Source organism: Sphingobium lactosutens (assembly GCF_013393185.1).
Taxonomy (GTDB): Bacteria; Pseudomonadota; Alphaproteobacteria; order Sphingomonadales; family Sphingomonadaceae; genus Sphingobium; species Sphingobium lactosutens_A.
In genome coordinates this window covers 57,543-74,440 of the sequence record NZ_QJQX01000051.1, presented here as the reverse complement: position 1 = coordinate 74,440, position 16,898 = coordinate 57,543, and the positions used below count along the sequence as shown (strand labels likewise).

Here is a 16,898-nt window from a genome sequence, read left to right as displayed (position 1 = left end):
CCTCATCGTGCCATGAGCGCATCCTCTCCTGGCGTTCGTGGCACGATGATCGGCTTGTTCAGTTCTACAGCGAGCATGAAAGGCGGTTGTCTGTGGAAACCCGCACCAGACTTTGCCCATTTTGCGAGGCATGCTGCGGTCTCGTCGTCAGCTACGAACCGGATACGCGGCGGATCATGTCGATCAAGGGAGACAAGGACAATCCGTTCAGTCAGGGATATCTGTGTCCCAAATCCCAGGCGCTCAAACTGCTGGAAGACGATCCGGACCGGTTGACCCGGCCGCTGGTGCGCGAGAAGGGCGGCTTCGTCGAAACCGATTATGACACGGCCATCGACCGGGCGGCGTTCGGTATCCGTCGCGTCATCGAGCAGCACGGCACCGATGCCATGTCGTTGCTGGTCGGCAATCCCTCTTCTCACAATCTCGGCATGGTCTATTATCTGCCGCTCTACCTTCGGGCGGTGCCTTCGCGAAACGTGGGAACCGCAGGCTCGGTGGACCATATCGCCAAATGCGTCGCCGCCGTCGAAATGTTCGGTTGCGAGGCTTCGATCCCGGTGCCCGACATCGACCGGACGCAGCATATCATCATCATCGGCGCCAATCCTGTCGTCTCCAACGGCAGTCTCGTTTGCGCGCCAGGCTGGCCAAGACGCCTCGAAGCGCTGAAACAACGCGGCGGGCGGATCGTGGTGATCGACCCGCGCCGCAGCGAAACATCAGACATCGCCGACGAGCATATGTTCATCCGGCCCGGCGCCGACGCCTATCTGCTGCTCGCGATGGTCCACGTGCTGTTCGCGGACGGTCTGGTCCGGATGGGCAGGCTGGAAGCGATGGTCGACGGGCTGGATCGCATGGCGGCGCTGAGCGCCGACTTCGCGCCGGATCGCGTCGCCCGTGTCACGGGCATCGCGGCGGAGGATATAAGGCGGCTGGCGATAGAATTCGCGCATGCTCCCCAAGCCGTCGTTTACGGCCGTATAGGCACTTCGGCGCAGCGGTTCGGGACGCTGACATCGTGGCTTGTGGACGTGCTCAACATCCTCACCGGCAATCTGGATCGGCCGGGCGGCGCGATGTTCCCGAAAAGCGTGACGCAGTCGGTCATCTACAATCAGGTGGCGCAGGACGGTATCGCGCCGCATAATCGCTGGCGTTCGCGCGTTAACGGTGCGCCGGAAGTGTCGGGATTTCTGCCGATGGCGGTATTCCCCGACGAAATATTGACGCCGGGCGAGGGGCAGATCAGGGGATTGCTGACGCTGTGCACCAATGCGGTGCGATCGGTGCCTGATTCCAATCGGTTCGAGGAGGCCTTTTCCAGCCTCGACCATATGGTCAGCCTCGACATATATCTCAATGAAACGACGCGCTTCGCTGATGTCATCCTGCCGCCCTGTTCGCATCTGGAGCAGATTCATTATCCGCCGTTCCACCCGCCCTATATGGTGCGTTCCTATGCCCAATGGGACGATGCGCTTTTCGACGGCGAAGCGCCCAATGACGGCGAGATGTTGCTGAAATTGGTGTCCCGCATCACGGGCAAAAGCGAAGCCGAACTGGAACGGCAGGCGATCGTGGACATGGCGACGGCGATCCTTTCCGGTGATCCGGAACTGCAATCGCTTTCTCCGGCGGCGGTGGTCGATAGCCTGATGGACGGGCAGGGACCGGAGAAATTCGCCGACCTGCTCATCCGTGCCGGACCCTTTGGCGACCGGTTTGGCGCGAGGCCCGAAGGGCTGACGCTGGCGCAATTGAAGACATATCCCCATGGCGTGGATTTCGGGCCGATGGTCGAGCAGTTGCCGTCCTTCCTGCGCACGGCGGACAAGCGGATCCGGCTGACGCCGGAGGTCATCGTCAAGGATCTCGATCGTCTCGCGTCCGAGTTGCCGGAGTTGGAGAAGGAAAACCGGCTGCTGCTGGTGGGACGGCGGCACCTGCGATCGAACAACAGCTGGATGCACAATGTGCCAGCGCTGGGGAAGGGGCCGGATCGCACAAGGCTGATGATCCATCCCGATGATGCAAAGGCACATGGCCTCGATCAGGATGGCGTCGCGAAAGTGTCGACGGCGAGCGGCGAAATTGCGGTTCAGATCGAACCCAGCGACCGGATGATGCGCGGCGTAGTCAGTCTGGCGCATGGGTTCGGACATGACGAGACGGAAGCGCGCATGGACTATGCGCGCCAGCGGCCCGGCGCGAACTACAATGCGCTTCTCGATGGCGCGGAGATGGACGCCGTCTCAGGCGCGGCGGTCCTTTCGGGCATTCCCGTCATGATCGAGCCGTTCAGTTCGAGGTAGGCAGGGCAGGATTTGGCGATCCCTGCCCTCCAGCGAAAGAGGGCGCCGGAAGAGCGCGATCGGCCATGGCTATCACAAAATGGCCAGCGCGCCGGTGTCGATCACATGCGCAACATGGCGGTCGAGCATCGTCAGGAACATGCGGTCCCCCCGCTCCGTGCGCTTAACCATCATCGCGGCCCCCACCGCCACATTGATGCCCGCGAAGGAAAAGTGACGATAATCCTCGTTCAGCGCGGCCCGATCATACTCTGCCACGCCAGCTTCACGAAGCGCATCCAGATAGGTTTGCAGCAGGTCGGATTCGACCGCGCGGCGGTCTTGCGGGGTGAAGGCGCCCCCGATCAGATAGGCGACATCGACGGCATTGAAGCCGAGCGCCGCCGATTGCCAGTCGACGACATGCAGGCTGCCGTCTTGGCCGAACAGCATGTTGTCGGGGCGAAAATCATTGTGCGTGATGCATCGCGGGCGATCGGGCATGCGGCTGTAGTTTTCATAGCGTTCGGCCAGCCTGTCGCAGACTTGCTTCATGCTTTCGGTCATGGCGTCGGCATAGCGATCGCGAAATCCCGGCCAGGCGCTGCGCAATATGGTCGCGTCGTAAAAGGGTTGCGCCAGTTGCCCTGCCTCCAGCCACTGGAGATCGGCATCCTCGCCGCAGCCCCAGAAGGCGGCATGAAGCCGGGCGGCCTGTTTAAGCGCATGCCGGGCATCCGGCGGCGATATCCCGGCGATCTGATCGCCGGTGCGTGCCGGTGCGCAATCCTCAAGCAGAAGCGCGAAGGCGCCGGTGTCGTCCATCGCGGAGCCATAACATGCGGGCGCGGCGATGGATGCTCTGGCGGCGAGTTGGCGGTAAAAGCCAACTTCGCGTTCATAGAGTCGCCATGCGCTGGCGATCGCCCGGCTGTCGCTGTCAGCCGCAGCGAATTTGCCGATGATGCTTGCAGGGCCGGGGTCTGAATGCTTCGCGTAAGTCGGCGTCAACCGGACGGTGTCACCCAATTGTCCCGTACCGACTGGCATGATCGACACGGTTTCGATGTCGACGCCCGGACCCAGCAGTCGAGCGAGCCAGCCGGGCTCTATCGCATCGGGGCGGGGAATGGCCGTGCTGCTTTCCATGATCTTTCTCTCCCATATCACTCACGCCAGCGGGCCAGCATTGCTTCGCTGCTGCACGCCTCGCTGATCCGGCCGGGCGTTCGCGTCAGACGGGGCGCGGCTTGTGGCTGGAGCAGGCCAGCGACTTCGGTCATGCTCCGGCGGGCGACATTATGGGGATGGCGTCTTGCCTCCTCCAGCGTCAGCACCGGTACGACGCAGGCGTCGCTGCCTTCGAACAGGGCCGTCCAGTGGGCGGCTGTCCGGCTGGCGAATGTCGCTTCCAGCCATGCGGTCGTCGCGGTCCATGCCGACCGGTCCTGCGACACGAACGCGGGCGCTTCGAGCCGTTGGCAAAGGATGCGCCAGAATTGCGGCTCGATCGCCCCGACGGCGACTTCCCGACCATCCGCGCACAGATAGCAGCGGTAATAGGGGGCCGCTCCGCTGAGGAAATTTTCAGCGCGATCGAGCGAGATCAGGTGGGTCTGAACGAAGCCGGTGAACATCGACATCATAGACGTTACGCCGTCCAGAATTGCGGCGTCGACCACTTGGCCCTGACCCGATCGCTCCCGCTCCCAGAGCGCCAGCATGATGCCGAAGACGAGGAAGAGCGAGCCGCCGCCGAAATCGCCGAGCATGTTGAGAGGCGCCACTGCCGGTTCGCCCGGTCGGCCGATCGCCGCCAATGCGCCGGTCATCGCAAGATAGGTGATGTCATGCCCCGCGGTGCGAGCGAGCGGGCCGTCTTGGCCCCAGCCCGTCATCCTGCCGTAAATCAACCGGGGATTGCGGGCGAGCAGCTGTTCGGGACCAAGGCCCAGACGTTCCATCACGCCGGGGCGCAAACCTTCGATCACGACATCCGCCATCGTCGCGATGTCCTGCGCCTGTGCCCGGCCCTCCGCTGTTGAAAGGTCGATCCGGATATTGGCCCGACCCCGGTCCACCACGGGATTGGGCCAGCCATTCTCTTCGGGCCGGTCGATGCGCAGCACGTCGGCTCCCATGTCGGCCAGCAGCATGGCGGCGTAGGGGCCGGGGCCGATGGAGGCGAATTCGACAACCCGAAGACCCGCGAGCGGGCCGGGAGAAGATTCATTCAGGCGATTGTCGTCGGTCATCATTCTTCCGGCGCGATGGCGACCATCATGCCAGCCATCCGATCCGAGAAGGGGATCTGACAGGCAAGTCGGGATAGCGGGTTGCGATGTTCGGAGCTGTCGAGCAGATCATCTTCATCGGCCGACATCGCGGGCATGTGGTCCGCGAAGTCGGGACTGACATAGATATGGCATGTCGCGCAGGAGCAGCAGCCACCGCATAGGGCCATGAGTTCATCGATCCCGGCGTCGCGTACGATTTCCATGATCGACAGTCCGGCCGTGGCATTTATGTTTACCTGACGGCCTTCGCGATCCTGAACGATGATGGTCGACATCAGCGACCCTTCCATGCCGGAGTGCGCTTGGCTGCAAAGGCCATGGGGCCTTCCACCGCGTCTTGCGAAGCCAGCATCGCTGTCATCGCCGGATAATGCCATTCTCCCGAAAGGCCTTCCGCGACGGATACCTCCAGGCCGCGCAGCGTCGCCTCCTTGGTCGCCCGCACGGCCATGGGGCTACAGGCAAGGATGTCCTGCGCCCAGCGCCGTGCAGCCCCGACAACATCTTCGCTGACGACTTCATTGACGAAGCCGAGCGTCTGCGCCTCCTTTGCCGATACGCGGCGACCGGTCAGCAACATGCCCATCGCATGTTTCAGCCCGATTTCTCGCGGTAGCCGCTGGATGCCACCTGCTAGAGCGGCCAGCCCCACCCGGGGTTCGGGCAAGGCGAACAGGGCGTTTTCGCTGGCCACGACGATGTCGCAGGCCAGCGCAAGCTCACACCCGCCACCCATGGCGATCCCGTTCACCGCGGCGATCAGCGGCTTGGAAAGGTCGAAACGCGCCGTCAGCCCGCCAAAACCCTTTTGCGGGGTAAAGAGGTCGCCGCGTTCCGCTTGGGCTTTCAAATCCATTCCGCCGCAAAAGGCCTTGGGTCCGGCGCCCGTCAATATGCCCACCCACTGTTCGTCATCCTGCTCGAAACGGTCGAACGCATCCTGTAGTTCGAGCTGTGTATCGGGATCGAGCGCGTTATAGGCTTGCGGGCGATTGATGGTTATGATCGTGAGATGGTCCTCGCGCGTGACGAGCACATTGCTGTAGGTCATGCTGGCAGCCTTTGATGCGTGAAACCGGCTAGGCGGCTTGAAATGATTGTCTCGGCTTCGATGATGATGCGGTCGAGCAGTTCCCGGCAGCTGGGGATGTCGTGGATCAGGCCCTGCACCTGGCCCGCCCAGACCAGGCCGGCGTCGAGATCGCCGGTTTCGAGCGCCTTGCGGCCCAGTGCGCCGCCGACGAGGGGACGGATGTCCTCGAACACGGCCTCAGGCTTTTTCGATATGTCCACGACGCGGTCGGAGATGCTGTTCTTTGCGACACGCCCGGTGTTGTGGAAGCGGCGGAAGATGAGGTTGGTCGCGCGCTCGTCATTGGCGACGAGGAACTGCTTCACCCTGTCGTGGATCGGGGCTTCCTGCGTGGCGCAGAAGCGTGTGCCCATGTTGACGCCTTCCGCGCCCAGCGCGAGGGCGGCGGCAAGGCCGCGCCCGTCGCCAAAGCCGCCGCTGGCGATGATCGGGATTTTCACTTGGTCCGCCGTCGCGGGGATGAGGATAAGGCCGGGAATATCGTCCTCGCCCGGATGTCCCGCGCATTCGAAGCCGTCGATCGAGATCACGTCCAGGCGGGCAGGCGCAAGGCGCACCTGCGCATAGCGGAATCCTTCGCCCGACTGGCCCAGCATCTGGTCGGCGGGCACGCGCAGATTGTTGATCGTCACTACGGCATGGCCGCCCGGCATCGAGCTGTCGATCGTGTTTGGCGCGCGTTCAATACGGATCGCCGGATCGGGCAGGTCGACCAGGAACATGCAGGCGCCGTCCATCGACTTCGCCATGACGATGCCGATCTGTGCTCCATCTGCGCCGGTAATGAACGCCTTGCGCCCGTTCACCACCCAATGATTGCCGTCGAGATGGCAACGGGTCTGCATCATTGAGGGATCGGAACCGGCGCCACCCTCCGCCGCTGGCTCCGTCATGAAGAAGGCCGATCGCGCCTTCCCCTCGACCAACGGACGCAGGAAGCGGTCCTTGATCGCCGCACTGCCGACCTTGCCCAGCAGATACATATTGCCTTCGTCCGGCGCGGCGGTGTTGAGCGCCAGCGGCCCAAGCGGGGACAGACCCGTCGCCTGCAGCACGATCGCGGTTTCCCGCTGGGTCGGGTGGCGGCCGTCGGGCAGGATATGCGGGGTCATCAATCCGGCCTCGCGAGCCTTGTCCTTCAGTTCGGCGATCAGATCCTCGCCGGGGCATTCATGATGATCGCGGCGAGGGTCTTTTTCATAAGGGGCGACCACCTCACGCACGAAAGCTTCCACGCGGGCTGCCAGCGCCGCCGTTGCTTCGGGGCCGATGCCAGCCGTCCCGCTCATTTCGGAGCCATCCGGATCGCGCCGTCCAGACGGATCGTTTCGCCGTTGAGCATGGGGTTGGTGACGATGCTTTCGGCCAGCTGCGCATATTCGTCCGGCTGGCCGAGACGGCTGGGGAAGGGCACCTGACGCCCAAGCGAATCCTGCGCCTCCTGCGGCAGCGTAGCCAGCAGCGGCGTCCAGAAAATGCCCGGCGCGATCGTCATGACGCGGATGCCGTAGCGTGCGAACTCCCGCGCGATCGGCAGGGTCATGCCGACGACGCCCCCCTTCGAAGCGGCATAGGCGGCTTGCCCGATCTGCCCGTCATAGGCGGCGACCGAGGCGGTATTGATGATGACGCCCCTTTCTTCGCCGACCGGATCGGCGTCGTGCAGGCGGGCCGCGAATTTCGAGAGGACGTTGAAGCTGCCGATGAGGTTGATCGTCACGATCTTCGAGAAATCCGCCAGCGGGATCGCCTTGCCGTCGCGGCCGATCACCTTGGCGGGTGGGCCGATCCCCGCGCAGTTCACGAGGATGCGGGCCTTGCCGTTGAGCGCTTCGGCCTTATCCACCGCCGCCTCGACCGCGGCTTCGTCGGTCACGTTTACGGGCAGAAAATGTCCGCCGATCTCCGCCGCCGTCGCTGCGCCCATTTCGGCATTGAGGTCGAAGAGCGTGACCTTCGCTCCTGCGGCTGCAAGGCGCTTCGCCGTACCGGCGCCAAGGCCCGATGCTCCCCCCGTGACGATCGCTGCTACGCCTTCAATGTTCATCCTGTCCGTCCCATTTAAACCAGTCCGAATGCCATCGCCGTCCGCGGCGCTGCGGAGACTGGCGACGCTGCGGTGGTCGGTTTTTTCAGCACCATCGACTTAGCCTGGCCAATAGGTTTCGCGCACCAGCCGCTTCAGCAGCTTGCCCGTGGGGTGCCGTGGCAGTTCGCGCACGAAGTCGATCTGGCGCGGTTGCTTGATGCGGCCGATCCGGCCCTGAAGCCATGCCGATAGTTCCTCGACAAGCGTAGGGCCGGCGTCGGCCCAATCGACAGGCTGGACGACGGCGACGACGCGCTCACCCATCTCGGCGTCCGGCGCGCCTATGACCGCGACATCGGCGACCCGGGGATGGGTGATGATCGCATCCTCGATCTCCTGAGGATAGATGTTCACGCCTCCCGAGATTATCATGAAGCTCTGACGATCCGTGAGGTAAAGATAGCCCGCCTCATCGACGTGACCGACATCGCCCAGCGTCGTCCAGCCATGCTGATTGCGGCTGGCGGCCGTCTTTTCCGGGTCGTTGTGATATTCGAACGCATATCCATCGGCGAAATAGATCGCCCCTGTGGCGCCTGCGGGAAGAGGTTCGCCGTCTTCGCCGCAGATGCGGATCGAACCCCAATATGCGCGGCCGACGGAGCCGGGCCGTTCTAGCCATTCCTTGGGGCCGATGGTCGTCAGCCCGTTGGCTTCGGTGCCGCTGTAGAATTCATGGATGATCGGACCGAACCAGGTCATCATCGCCTTTTTCACCTCGACGGGGCAGGGGGCCGCCGCATGATAGACGAGGCGTAGTGATGACAGGTCGTAGCGTTCCCGAACGTCCTCGGGCAGCTTGAGCATCCGGATGAAATGGGTCGGCACGAACCATGCGTGCGTCACATGGTGGCGCTCGATCAGCGCCAGCGCTTCTTCTTCGTCGAACTTCTCCATGACGATGACGGTTCCGCCCAGCTTCTGAACCACCATGCACCAGCGCAGCGGTGCGGAGTGATAAAGCGGCGCGGGCGACAGGAAGATCATGTCGGACGTCATGTCGAACGCGGCTTTGCCGAATTCGGTCAGCGGGTTGGTCTGGTCGAGCGATCCTTCCGGCAGTGCGGGCCTTATCCCCTTGGGGCGCCCGGTGGTGCCCGACGAATAGAGCATGTCGTTGCCCGGGCTTTCATCGGCGATCGCCGTTTCCGGGAAGGCCGATCGTTCCGCCACGAAATCGCGTGCGCCCGGCGCGAATATGGCGAGTTCGGGCGTTGCGAGTTCGTCTGCGACGGGCGCCGAGGCCACCAGAACGCGCGAACCTGAATCGGCGATGATGAACGCGATTTCCGGCGGAGCCAGCCGGGTCGAGATACAGGTATAATAGAGGCCCGCGCGCTGCGCCGCCCAGACGATCTCGAAAAAACGCGCGTCATTTTCCAGCATGAGCGCGATGCCGTCGCCCCGCCTAAGGCCAAGCGAGCGCAGCAAATGCGCGCCCTGATTGGACCGCGCCTCAAGTTCGGCATATGTCACGACCTCGCCCGAGCGCGCCATGATGTAGGCGGGCTTGTCGGGGGTCGCCTGCGCGTGGATTGTCGGATGCATCAGACCGCCGCCCCGCGCATCCCGCCGCTTATTGCATCGGTGATATCCAGACCTTTCATGTCGTCGCACTCTCTCCAAGGGTCATCGATAAAGGCATCGCTAGCCGTCATCTGCGCGTCGCTTCTCCGGACTCGGGGGCGATGTCTTCTTGCTCTCTGGGTAGGAGCAGACGGGGGCAGGGGTCCAATCGTCTTTCGGCCGCGATCAATCGGTCATGGCGATGAATGGCCCGTTACCCAGCGGGATTGATCGGCCGTGACGATGACTGTCGCGCAAACGCCAATTGGACGTTGAAGACCCAAGCTTTCACCTTGACGGCGTAACTGGCGGCACAGCCAGGATCGAGAGGATCGGCCAAGGGCATTGCGAGGCGGCTTTTCAGGCTGCGACGCGCCCGATGCCGAAGCTCCTGATCCCGGTGCGATTGCCGCCCTCAAGCGCGAGGGAGCGAAATCCAACATGGATATGATCCGTCCATCCATGACCATCGACGGTGCGGCCACCACAGCCGCCACGCTGATCGATGTCGTCAATCCGGCCACCGAAGCGGTGATCGGTCAGGCGCCAGACGGTACTGCCGAGCAACTCGATGAGGCGGTGGCCGCAGCGCGCGCCGCCTTTCCGGGCTGGCGCGACACGCCCTATGCGGAGCGGCAGGCCGCTCTGGGCCGGATTGCTGCGGTGATCCTGGCCAATGCCGATGAACTGCAACAGATATTGACGGCAGAACAGGGCAAGCCGCTCGGTGACGCGCTGGGGGAAATCCAGGCGGCCGCATGGTGGATCGGTGAAGTCGCGAAGAATGAGCTGCCCGTCACCATCAGCGATGTGATGCCCGGCCAGCGCAGCACGACGCGGCATGTTCCGCTGGGCGTCGTGGGTGCGATCGTGCCGTGGAATTTCCCCGTTCTGCTCGCCATCTGGAAGATCGGGCCTGCGTTGTTGACCGGCAATACGCTGGTGCTGAAACCCTCGCCCTTCACGCCGCTCGCCACGCTGCGTCTGGCGGAACTGTTGCGAGGCGTCCTGCCGCCGGGCGTATTGAACGTCATTACCGGTGGCGACGCGCTCGGTCCGTGGATGACCGGGCATGCGGGGATCGACAAGATCAGCTTCACCGGATCGACCGCCACCGGGCGCAGGGTCATGGCGAGCGCTGCGGCCAACCTCAAGCGCCTGACGCTGGAGCTGGGCGGGAATGACGCGGCGATCGTGCTGGACGATGTCGATGTCGATGCGATCGCGGAACTGCTGTTCTGGGCGGCGTTCAAGAATAGCGGTCAGGTGTGCGTCGCGGCCAAGCGCATCTATGTCGATGCGAAAGTCTATGCGCCGCTCTCGGCCGCTCTCGCCCGTGTGGCTGGAGAGGTGGCGATGGGCAATGGCGCCGATGCCGGTGTCGCGCTGGGTCCAGTTCAGAATCGCGCGCAGTTCGAGCGGGTGAAGGCGCTGGTCGCGGACTCGCGGGCGCAGGGGCATCGCTTCCTCAGCGGCGGGGGAGACTGGGAAGGGAAGGGCTTTTTCGTCCCCGCGACCATCGTCGATAACCCGCCCGAACAATCCCGCGTCGTGCAGGAGGAAGCCTTCGGGCCGGTCGTGCCGCTGCTTCGTTTTGACGATCTGGACGATGCGATCGCACGCGCGAACGCTTCTGAATTCGGGCTTGCAGGGTCGGTCTGGTCGTCCGATCCCGATCGAGCCGCCGCCGTCGCCGCGCGGCTGGAAACCGGCACCGTCTGGATCAATTCGGCGCAAAATCTGACGCCCTATGCCGCCTTTGCCGGGCAGAAGCAGTCGGGCCTCGGGGTCGAGAACGGGCTTGATGGTCTCCTTGAGTTCACCAGCCCCCAGACTATCCATACGGCGCGTGCCGCATGACGGGGCCGGTCCTTTCCTTCGAGGGCAAGACTGCGCTGGTGGTCGGCGGATCGAGCGGAATCGGCCGGGCGATCGCGCGGGGGTTCCGCGACGCCGGTGCTGCAACCCATGTGTGGGGTACGCGCGCGCGCGTCGAGGATTATGAGAAGCCCGATGAGCTGGACGGCATCGACTATGTTCAGGTCGATGTGACCGACGCCGGGAAAGTGCGTGCTGAGGCTGCGCGCCTTCGCCTCGACATACTCATACTCTGCCAGGGCACGGTTCGCTACGATCGGCAGGAGTTCGATGTCGAGACGTTCCGGCATGTCGTCGACGTGAACCTCAACAGCATGATGGCCTGCGCGCAGACCTTCTACCCTCAGCTCGCCAAGAGCGCCGGCGCCATCGTGACGGTAAGCAGCACCGCCGCCTATCATGCGACCCGGGGAAATCCTGCATATAACGCAAGCAAATGCGGCGTCGTAGGGCTGACCCGGACTCTGGGACAGGCCTGGGCCAACAAGGGCGTGCGGGTGAACGGCATCGCGCCGGGCTATGTCGCGACCAAGCTCACTGAAGTGACGACGGCGCACCCGGACAGGCTTGCAGCGGCGGTGGCGTCGATCCCGCTGGGCCGGATGGGCGAGCCGGAGGAGATGGCCGGGGCTGCCCTGTTCCTCGCGTCGCCGCTGGCCAGCTTCATGGTCGGCCAGACCCTGATCATAGATGGGGGCATGACGCTGTGACAGGCGCAGGAGACGGCCATGGCTGGCAGGCCGCTGTCGACCTGACCGCGCTGCGCACATGGATGGACCGTCGCGATCTGGGGGGCGGACCGATCGAGGATATCGAGCCGCTGGGGGGCGGCACGCAGAACATATTGTTGCGCTTCCGAAGGGGTAAGCAGTCCTTCGTGCTGCGCCGTCCACCCGTGCACAAGCGTCCCGAAAGCGATAGGGTCATGCAACGCGAGATGCGCGTGCTGGCGGCCCTTGCCGGGACGGACGTGCCGCATCCTGCGCTCATCGCGGGTGAGGAGGATTGCGCGCCGCTGGGTGCGGCTTTCTACCTCATGCAGCCGGTCGATGGGTTCAACGCCACAGTTTCGCTTGCCTCGCCCTATGCCGACCGACCCGACTGGCGGCGCGCGATGGGGCATGCTCTGGTCGATGGCATCATCGCACTTTCGGGCGTCGATGTCGAACGGCGCGGGCTTGCCGACCTAGGCAGAACCGATGGCTGGCTTGAGCGGCAGGCGCCGCGCTGGCGCGGTCAACTGGACAGCTATGCGTCCCATGACGGCTGGCCCGGACTTGCCGGATTGCCGGATGTCGACCGGATCTGCGCGTGGCTTGCGACGAACCGGCCCGATAGTTTCCGGCCCGGCCTCGTCCATGGCGACTATCATCTGGCCAATGTGCTTTTTCGGCATGATGCGCCCATCCTCGCAGCGGTCGTGGACTGGGAACTGGCGAGCATCGGCGATCCTTTGCTGGACCTGGGCTGGCTGATGGCGACCCTGCGCGACGGAGAGCATGAGGCGATCGTGGTCATGACGCCGTCGGACGGTTTTCCGGAGCTGGGTGAACTGGTCGATCGCTATCTCGCCGCGACCGGGCGCAGCACCGCTGACGCCCGCTGGTTCGGCATTCTTGCCTGTCTAAAACTCGGCATCCTGCTGGAAGGCACCTATGCGCGGGCTTGCGCCGGTGCGGCCCCGATATCCACTGGCGAACGCTTACATGCACAGGCGATCGCCCTTTTCAAACGCGCGCTTCACCGCATTCACTGAGGAACGACAATGGACTTCGACTATAATTCAACGACGCAATCCCTGTGCGCCAAGGTTGAGGCGTTCATGGACGCTCATGTCTATCCCGCCGAACGCGCCTGCACCGACTGGATGGATGATCCGACCAAGCTCTGGAGCCAATGGCCGGGGTTGCAGGCGCTGAAAGCCAAGGCGCGCACGCAGGGGCTTTGGAACCTCTTCCTGCCGCGGGAATATGGCAAATTCTCGCCTGGCCTCACCAATCTCGAATATGCGCCGATCGCGGAGATATTCGGCCGGGTGCCATGGGCGAGCGAGATCTTTAACTGCTCCGCGCCGGACACCGGCAATATGGAAGTGCTCGCCAAATATGGGTCGCCCGAGCAGCAGGAGCGCTGGCTCAACCCGTTGCTGGAGGGAGAAATCCGGTCGGCTTATGTGATGACCGAGCCGCAGGTCGCGTCATCAGACGCCACCAATATCGAAACCAGCATTCTGCCCGATGGCGACGACTATGTCATCAACGGGCGCAAATGGTGGATATCGGGCGTGCGCGATCCCGCGTGCAAGCTGTTGATCGTCATGGGAAAGACGGACCCCAACGCGCCCCGCCATCAGCAGCATTCGACGATCATCGTGCCGCGCGATACGCCCGGCGTCACCATCGTGCGCGACCTGAAGCTGCTCGGCCGGTTGAATGCGCCCGGCAGCGAGGTTGAGATGCGGTTCGAGAATGTCCGCGTGCCGAAGGAAAATCTGATCCTGGGGGAAGGGCGCGGGTTCGAGATCGCGCAGGGTCGTCTGGGGCCGGGGCGAATCCATCATTGCATGCGCTCCATCGGGCAGGCGCAGCGCGCGCTCGAAATCATGGCGCGCCGCGTCGACAGCCGCATCGCCTTCGGCAAGAGGCTGGCGGATCAGTCGTCGATCCGGCAGGACATCGCGAAAAGCTTCTGCGAAGTGGAAATGGCCCGGCTGCTGACGCTCAAGGCGGCCGACCGCATGGACAAGGTCGGCAACAAGGCTGCGAAGGATCTGATCGCGGCGATCAAGGTGGTGGCGCCCTCCATGGCGCATCGTGTCATCGACCGCGCGATCCAGAGCCATGGCGCCATGGGACTGAGCGACGACACGCCGCTCGCTGAATTCCTGTCGATCAATCGCTATGTCCGTATCGCCGATGGGCCGGATGAAGTCCATATGAGCCAGCTCGGCAAGCAGAAGATCGCCGAATATGCAGCCGTCAAAGAAGGGGGATCGTAACGCCATGAGCGGGAATGTGGAACGCGCCCTGGGGGTGCTGCGGGAACTTGCGAGCGGGGCGATAGACAAGTCGTCCTTCACCCCGGACGCGACTTGGTGGTCCGTCACGGGGCAGCATTTCCCGATGGAGCAATTTCTCGCCATTCTGGCGATGCTGCATGAGCGGACGATCGGCGGGATCGTGATCGATACCGGGCTTGTCATCGATAATGGCGAGCAGGTGGTTGTCGAGGCAACGTCCGACGTTCCGCTGGTCGACGGCGGCCGCTATGCCAATCGCTATCTTTTCCTCATCCACTTCCGTGACGGCCTGATCCGTGAGGTGCGCGAATATAATGACAGCGCGCACCTCATGGCGGCCTTCAAACTCGACGCGCGGAGTTAGCGTCAGGCCGCGACGGCGGTCAGTCTGGCCTCCCGCGCCGCCTGCCACTTTTCGGCGAAAGCGAAGAACTGGCGAGCGGCGCGATTGGCGCCGACGCCGAGAACCACCGCAAAATCGAGGTGGAAATCCATGCCTTCGACAGGCAGCGCGACAAGGCCCGTAGGCGCCGGAAACCAGCCGATCCCCACTGCGCATATGCCGTTCCTTTCGGCATAGCGTTCGACGGCGAGGGCATTTCCTTCACGCGGGATGACGCGTTCCGCTCCACAGGCCTCGAAAAATGCCTCGATCGGGTCCGTCAGCGCGCTGCCATGTTCATGATTGAGCATCGCGATCCGTTCACCGCGCAGCGCCTCCCGCGGGATCAGGGCATAGTTTGCTAGCGGAGATTGGACGGGCACCAGCAGGTTCATGGCCTGCCGTCGCAGAACGACACGCTGAAGCGAGTTGGAATATTGCGTTTCGTTATGGATCGTCGTCGCATCGACGCCCGGACCCTGGCACGGCGCATTAATGCCGAGCAGCACCGATACGTCGAGCCGCTGGTTCATGAGATCGGGAATCTGCGCGCTCTGGAGCCGGTTGTCGATCGAATATTCGATATTGGGATAGGCTGTGGCGAAGGCGTCCAGCAAATCGACGCGATCGGCGATATCCATGCTGTACATCGCGGCGCCAAGCCGGAAGTGGGTGCGTCCCTCGGTCTGCAACGCCCCTACCTCATCGCGCAGAAGGTCGGCTTGCGCGAGCAGTTTTTCCACCACTGGCAGGAGCCGCGCGCCGTGCGCGGACAGTTCGATACTGCGCGTCGTGCGGTGGAACAGGGGAAAGCCGATATCCTGCTCAAGCTCCTTGAGCTGGCCGGAAACGGTCGGTTGCGTCAAACTCAGGCGTTCGGCTGCACGGGTGACGGATCCTTCGGCAGCGATGGCCGCAAAGCTGCGTAAAAGGCGCAGTTCCGGATGGAACATCAAACCTCTCCTAACTTTATTTTATAGCGTGGAAGGGTAGCAGATTCATCGGGCATGTCTATGATTGACGATGATCCGCTTACCCGGAATTCATCCCGTCGGGTTCTGGTAAGCGCAGATGTGCGCCGTTCGCTTCATCCTTCAGGACGCGACGGCACTGGCGTCAATCCTTCTGATCCCAGCGCGCGATTTCCCGGTCGCTCTTGACGCCAAGCGGTTCGTAGGCGCCGATGATCGCCTGTTCGAACACGCCCACGGATTGTTCGGTGCGGCCGTCCGGACGCGTGAGCGTCAGTTGCGACAGTCGCTGAACATGCCAGTTCTGCATCGGTGCCGGATCGATCGGATCGACATCGAAGTCCTCCCGCTCGACACGCAGCGCGCCATGGTAGCGGCCATGATACCATTCGGGATGGAAGTAGCCCGCGCCCTTCATCTGAAAGCGCTGGAACGGCCGGAATTCGACCTGATAGATGTCCGCGCCGAACCGCGAGGTCAGCAGGCCATGCTCCGGCCAGACCGTTCCGGCCTCCAGCGTCGTTTCCATATGCGTGTCGAGCGTTTCTCTATGATGGTCCGCGCCCGCGTCGTCGAAGGCCAGCGCCGAACGCCTGTTCCAGATCGTCCCGTCAGGCTCGGCCGAAATATGATAGAAAAGGCTGAAGTCGCTGAAGCTGACCGGGGTCCATTGCCAGAAATAGCCCTGAGGCCCGGCGGGGACGATTGTCTGCGTATCCGAATCGCCGATCGGCCGGACACCCCATGAGCGGTCACGCGTGCCCATTGCTAGGTCGGAAAGATCGATGCGGCGTCCATCGATGCTGATCCAGCCTGACCATCGGCCATTCTGCGTCATGCGCGTCACATCCTGAAAGGCGCGCGTGCCGATGCGCCGGGTGAACCGCGGCTCCTGAATCGGGAAAGACCGGCCTTTGAAACTGATGTCCGCCGCGATCCCGTTCTGCTCGGCAACCGTGAAGCGAAGCACGCGGAGAGGTTCCACGATGTCGAGCCGCATCGGCCCCACCGATATATCCATCCGTTCCGAATTGAGGATGCGCGACCCGCGCAGGCAATGTTGCCGGCCATCGACCAGAATTGAGAAATTGCAGTCGATGATGTTGAGATGCGGGTAAAGGCCCAGGGCGATCATGAAGAAGATAGAGCCGTCGGGTTCGAATCCGTTGAAGAAATAGCGATCGTAGAAATTCCGGTCCGTTCCAGAAAAGGCGACAGGTTCTGGAGTCTGGTGGATGGGGTAATCATCGGCCTTGGTCAGCATCGCTCTCGCCTCTTCGTCTTTTTCCGATTCCGCTTTTTGTTC

Annotated in this window: 15 protein-coding genes; 6 read left to right on the top strand and 9 right to left on the bottom strand. The window is 63.2% G+C overall.

The window, feature by feature from the left end; genetic code table 11:
- Window positions 1–92: 92 nt before the first annotated feature.
- On the top strand, window positions 93–2,318 hold the full coding sequence (locus tag DM806_RS11620; RefSeq protein WP_179043361.1) for a molybdopterin-dependent oxidoreductase: 2,226 nt from the start codon (window positions 93–95) through the stop codon (window positions 2,316–2,318).
- A 72-nt stretch (window positions 2,319–2,390) separates the two neighbouring features.
- On the opposite strand, the gene DM806_RS11615 is transcribed toward DM806_RS11620, so the two are convergent.
- The 7 genes from DM806_RS11615 to DM806_RS11580 form a co-directional block, all read right to left on the bottom strand.
- Window positions 2,391–3,446 (bottom strand): phosphotransferase, encoded by a 1,056-nt coding sequence (locus tag DM806_RS11615; RefSeq protein ID WP_179043360.1) that lies wholly within the window; start codon window positions 3,444–3,446, stop codon window positions 2,391–2,393.
- Window positions 3,447–3,463: 17 nt separating this feature from the next.
- Window positions 3,464–4,552, bottom strand: coding sequence for a CaiB/BaiF CoA transferase family protein (locus DM806_RS11610; protein WP_179043359.1), 1,089 nt, complete (start codon window positions 4,550–4,552; stop codon window positions 3,464–3,466).
- Window positions 4,552–4,869 (bottom strand): 2Fe-2S iron-sulfur cluster-binding protein, encoded by a 318-nt coding sequence (locus tag DM806_RS11605; RefSeq protein WP_179043358.1) that lies wholly within the window; start codon window positions 4,867–4,869, stop codon window positions 4,552–4,554. Before DM806_RS11605 ends, DM806_RS11610 begins: the two co-directional genes overlap by 1 nt.
- Entirely contained in the window at window positions 4,869–5,645 is a 777-nt protein-coding gene (locus tag DM806_RS11600; RefSeq protein ID WP_179043357.1) for an enoyl-CoA hydratase-related protein, read from the bottom strand. The genes DM806_RS11605 and DM806_RS11600 overlap by 1 nt, the downstream gene beginning before the upstream one ends.
- A complete protein-coding gene (locus DM806_RS27265; protein WP_256869256.1) occupies window positions 5,642–6,976 on the bottom strand; it encodes a nitronate monooxygenase in 1,335 nt (444 codons plus the stop codon). Before DM806_RS27265 ends, DM806_RS11600 begins: the two co-directional genes overlap by 4 nt.
- Window positions 6,973–7,734 (bottom strand): SDR family NAD(P)-dependent oxidoreductase, encoded by a 762-nt coding sequence (locus DM806_RS11585; RefSeq protein WP_179043356.1) that lies wholly within the window; start codon window positions 7,732–7,734, stop codon window positions 6,973–6,975. The genes DM806_RS27265 and DM806_RS11585 overlap by 4 nt, the downstream gene beginning before the upstream one ends.
- Before the next feature lie 99 nt (window positions 7,735–7,833).
- Window positions 7,834–9,324 (bottom strand): acyl-CoA synthetase, encoded by a 1,491-nt coding sequence (locus tag DM806_RS11580; protein WP_179043355.1) that lies wholly within the window; start codon window positions 9,322–9,324, stop codon window positions 7,834–7,836.
- Window positions 9,325–9,783: 459 nt separating this feature from the next.
- Between DM806_RS11580 and DM806_RS11575 the strand changes: the two genes are divergently transcribed.
- From DM806_RS11575 to DM806_RS11555, 5 genes are read left to right on the top strand one after another with little or no spacing between them, the layout of a single operon-like run.
- Window positions 9,784–11,202, top strand: coding sequence for an aldehyde dehydrogenase family protein (locus DM806_RS11575; RefSeq protein ID WP_306294758.1), 1,419 nt, complete (start codon window positions 9,784–9,786; stop codon window positions 11,200–11,202).
- Window positions 11,199–11,930: an SDR family NAD(P)-dependent oxidoreductase gene (locus DM806_RS11570; RefSeq protein WP_179043354.1), complete on the top strand. Its 732-nt coding sequence runs from the start codon at window positions 11,199–11,201 to the stop codon at window positions 11,928–11,930. The genes DM806_RS11575 and DM806_RS11570 overlap by 4 nt, the downstream gene beginning before the upstream one ends.
- Window positions 11,927–12,976 carry a phosphotransferase family protein gene (locus DM806_RS11565; RefSeq protein ID WP_372859510.1) on the top strand — a complete coding sequence of 350 codons (1,050 nt, stop codon included), beginning with the start codon at window positions 11,927–11,929 and terminating at the stop codon, window positions 12,974–12,976. Before DM806_RS11570 ends, DM806_RS11565 begins: the two co-directional genes overlap by 4 nt.
- 9 nt (window positions 12,977–12,985) lie before the next feature.
- On the top strand, window positions 12,986–14,218 hold the full coding sequence (locus tag DM806_RS11560; protein WP_179043353.1) for an acyl-CoA dehydrogenase family protein: 1,233 nt from the start codon (window positions 12,986–12,988) through the stop codon (window positions 14,216–14,218).
- 4 nt (window positions 14,219–14,222) lie between these two features.
- Entirely contained in the window at window positions 14,223–14,603 is a 381-nt protein-coding gene (locus tag DM806_RS11555) for a nuclear transport factor 2 family protein (protein WP_218647463.1), read from the top strand.
- Between the two features lie 2 nt (window positions 14,604–14,605).
- On the opposite strand, the gene DM806_RS11550 is transcribed toward DM806_RS11555, so the two are convergent.
- Together DM806_RS11550 and DM806_RS11545 are read right to left on the bottom strand one after the other, a co-directional pair.
- Window positions 14,606–15,574 (bottom strand): LysR family transcriptional regulator, encoded by a 969-nt coding sequence (locus DM806_RS11550; RefSeq protein WP_179043351.1) that lies wholly within the window; start codon window positions 15,572–15,574, stop codon window positions 14,606–14,608.
- Between the two features lie 163 nt (window positions 15,575–15,737).
- A complete protein-coding gene (locus tag DM806_RS11545; RefSeq protein WP_179043350.1) occupies window positions 15,738–16,856 on the bottom strand; it encodes a hypothetical protein in 1,119 nt (372 codons plus the stop codon).
- Window positions 16,857–16,898: the final 42 nt, after the last annotated feature.

Excerpts from the sequence above, each read along its gene's own strand:
- DM806_RS11570 (WP_179043354.1), top strand. The coding sequence starts at position 11,199 with ATGACGGGGCCGGTCCTTTCCTTCGAGGGCAAGACTGCGCTGGTGGTC.
- DM806_RS11550 (WP_179043351.1), bottom strand. The coding sequence starts at position 15,574 with ATGTTCCATCCGGAACTGCGCCTTTTACGCAGCTTTGCGGCCATCGCT.
- DM806_RS27265 (WP_256869256.1), bottom strand. The coding sequence starts at position 6,976 with ATGAGCGGGACGGCTGGCATCGGCCCCGAAGCAACGGCGGCGCTGGCA.
- DM806_RS11615 (WP_179043360.1), bottom strand. The coding sequence starts at position 3,446 with ATGGAAAGCAGCACGGCCATTCCCCGCCCCGATGCGATAGAGCCCGGC.
- DM806_RS11555 (WP_218647463.1), top strand. The coding sequence starts at position 14,223 with ATGAGCGGGAATGTGGAACGCGCCCTGGGGGTGCTGCGGGAACTTGCG.
- DM806_RS11545 (WP_179043350.1), bottom strand. The coding sequence starts at position 16,856 with ATGCTGACCAAGGCCGATGATTACCCCATCCACCAGACTCCAGAACCT.
- DM806_RS11610 (WP_179043359.1), bottom strand. The coding sequence starts at position 4,552 with ATGACCGACGACAATCGCCTGAATGAATCTTCTCCCGGCCCGCTCGCG.
- DM806_RS11605 (WP_179043358.1), bottom strand. The coding sequence starts at position 4,869 with ATGTCGACCATCATCGTTCAGGATCGCGAAGGCCGTCAGGTAAACATA.
- DM806_RS11580 (WP_179043355.1), bottom strand. The coding sequence starts at position 9,324 with ATGCATCCGACAATCCACGCGCAGGCGACCCCCGACAAGCCCGCCTAC.
- DM806_RS11575 (WP_306294758.1), top strand. The coding sequence starts at position 9,784 with ATGGATATGATCCGTCCATCCATGACCATCGACGGTGCGGCCACCACA.
- DM806_RS11600 (WP_179043357.1), bottom strand. The coding sequence starts at position 5,645 with ATGACCTACAGCAATGTGCTCGTCACGCGCGAGGACCATCTCACGATC.
- DM806_RS11585 (WP_179043356.1), bottom strand. The coding sequence starts at position 7,734 with ATGAACATTGAAGGCGTAGCAGCGATCGTCACGGGGGGAGCATCGGGC.
- DM806_RS11560 (WP_179043353.1), top strand. The coding sequence starts at position 12,986 with ATGGACTTCGACTATAATTCAACGACGCAATCCCTGTGCGCCAAGGTT.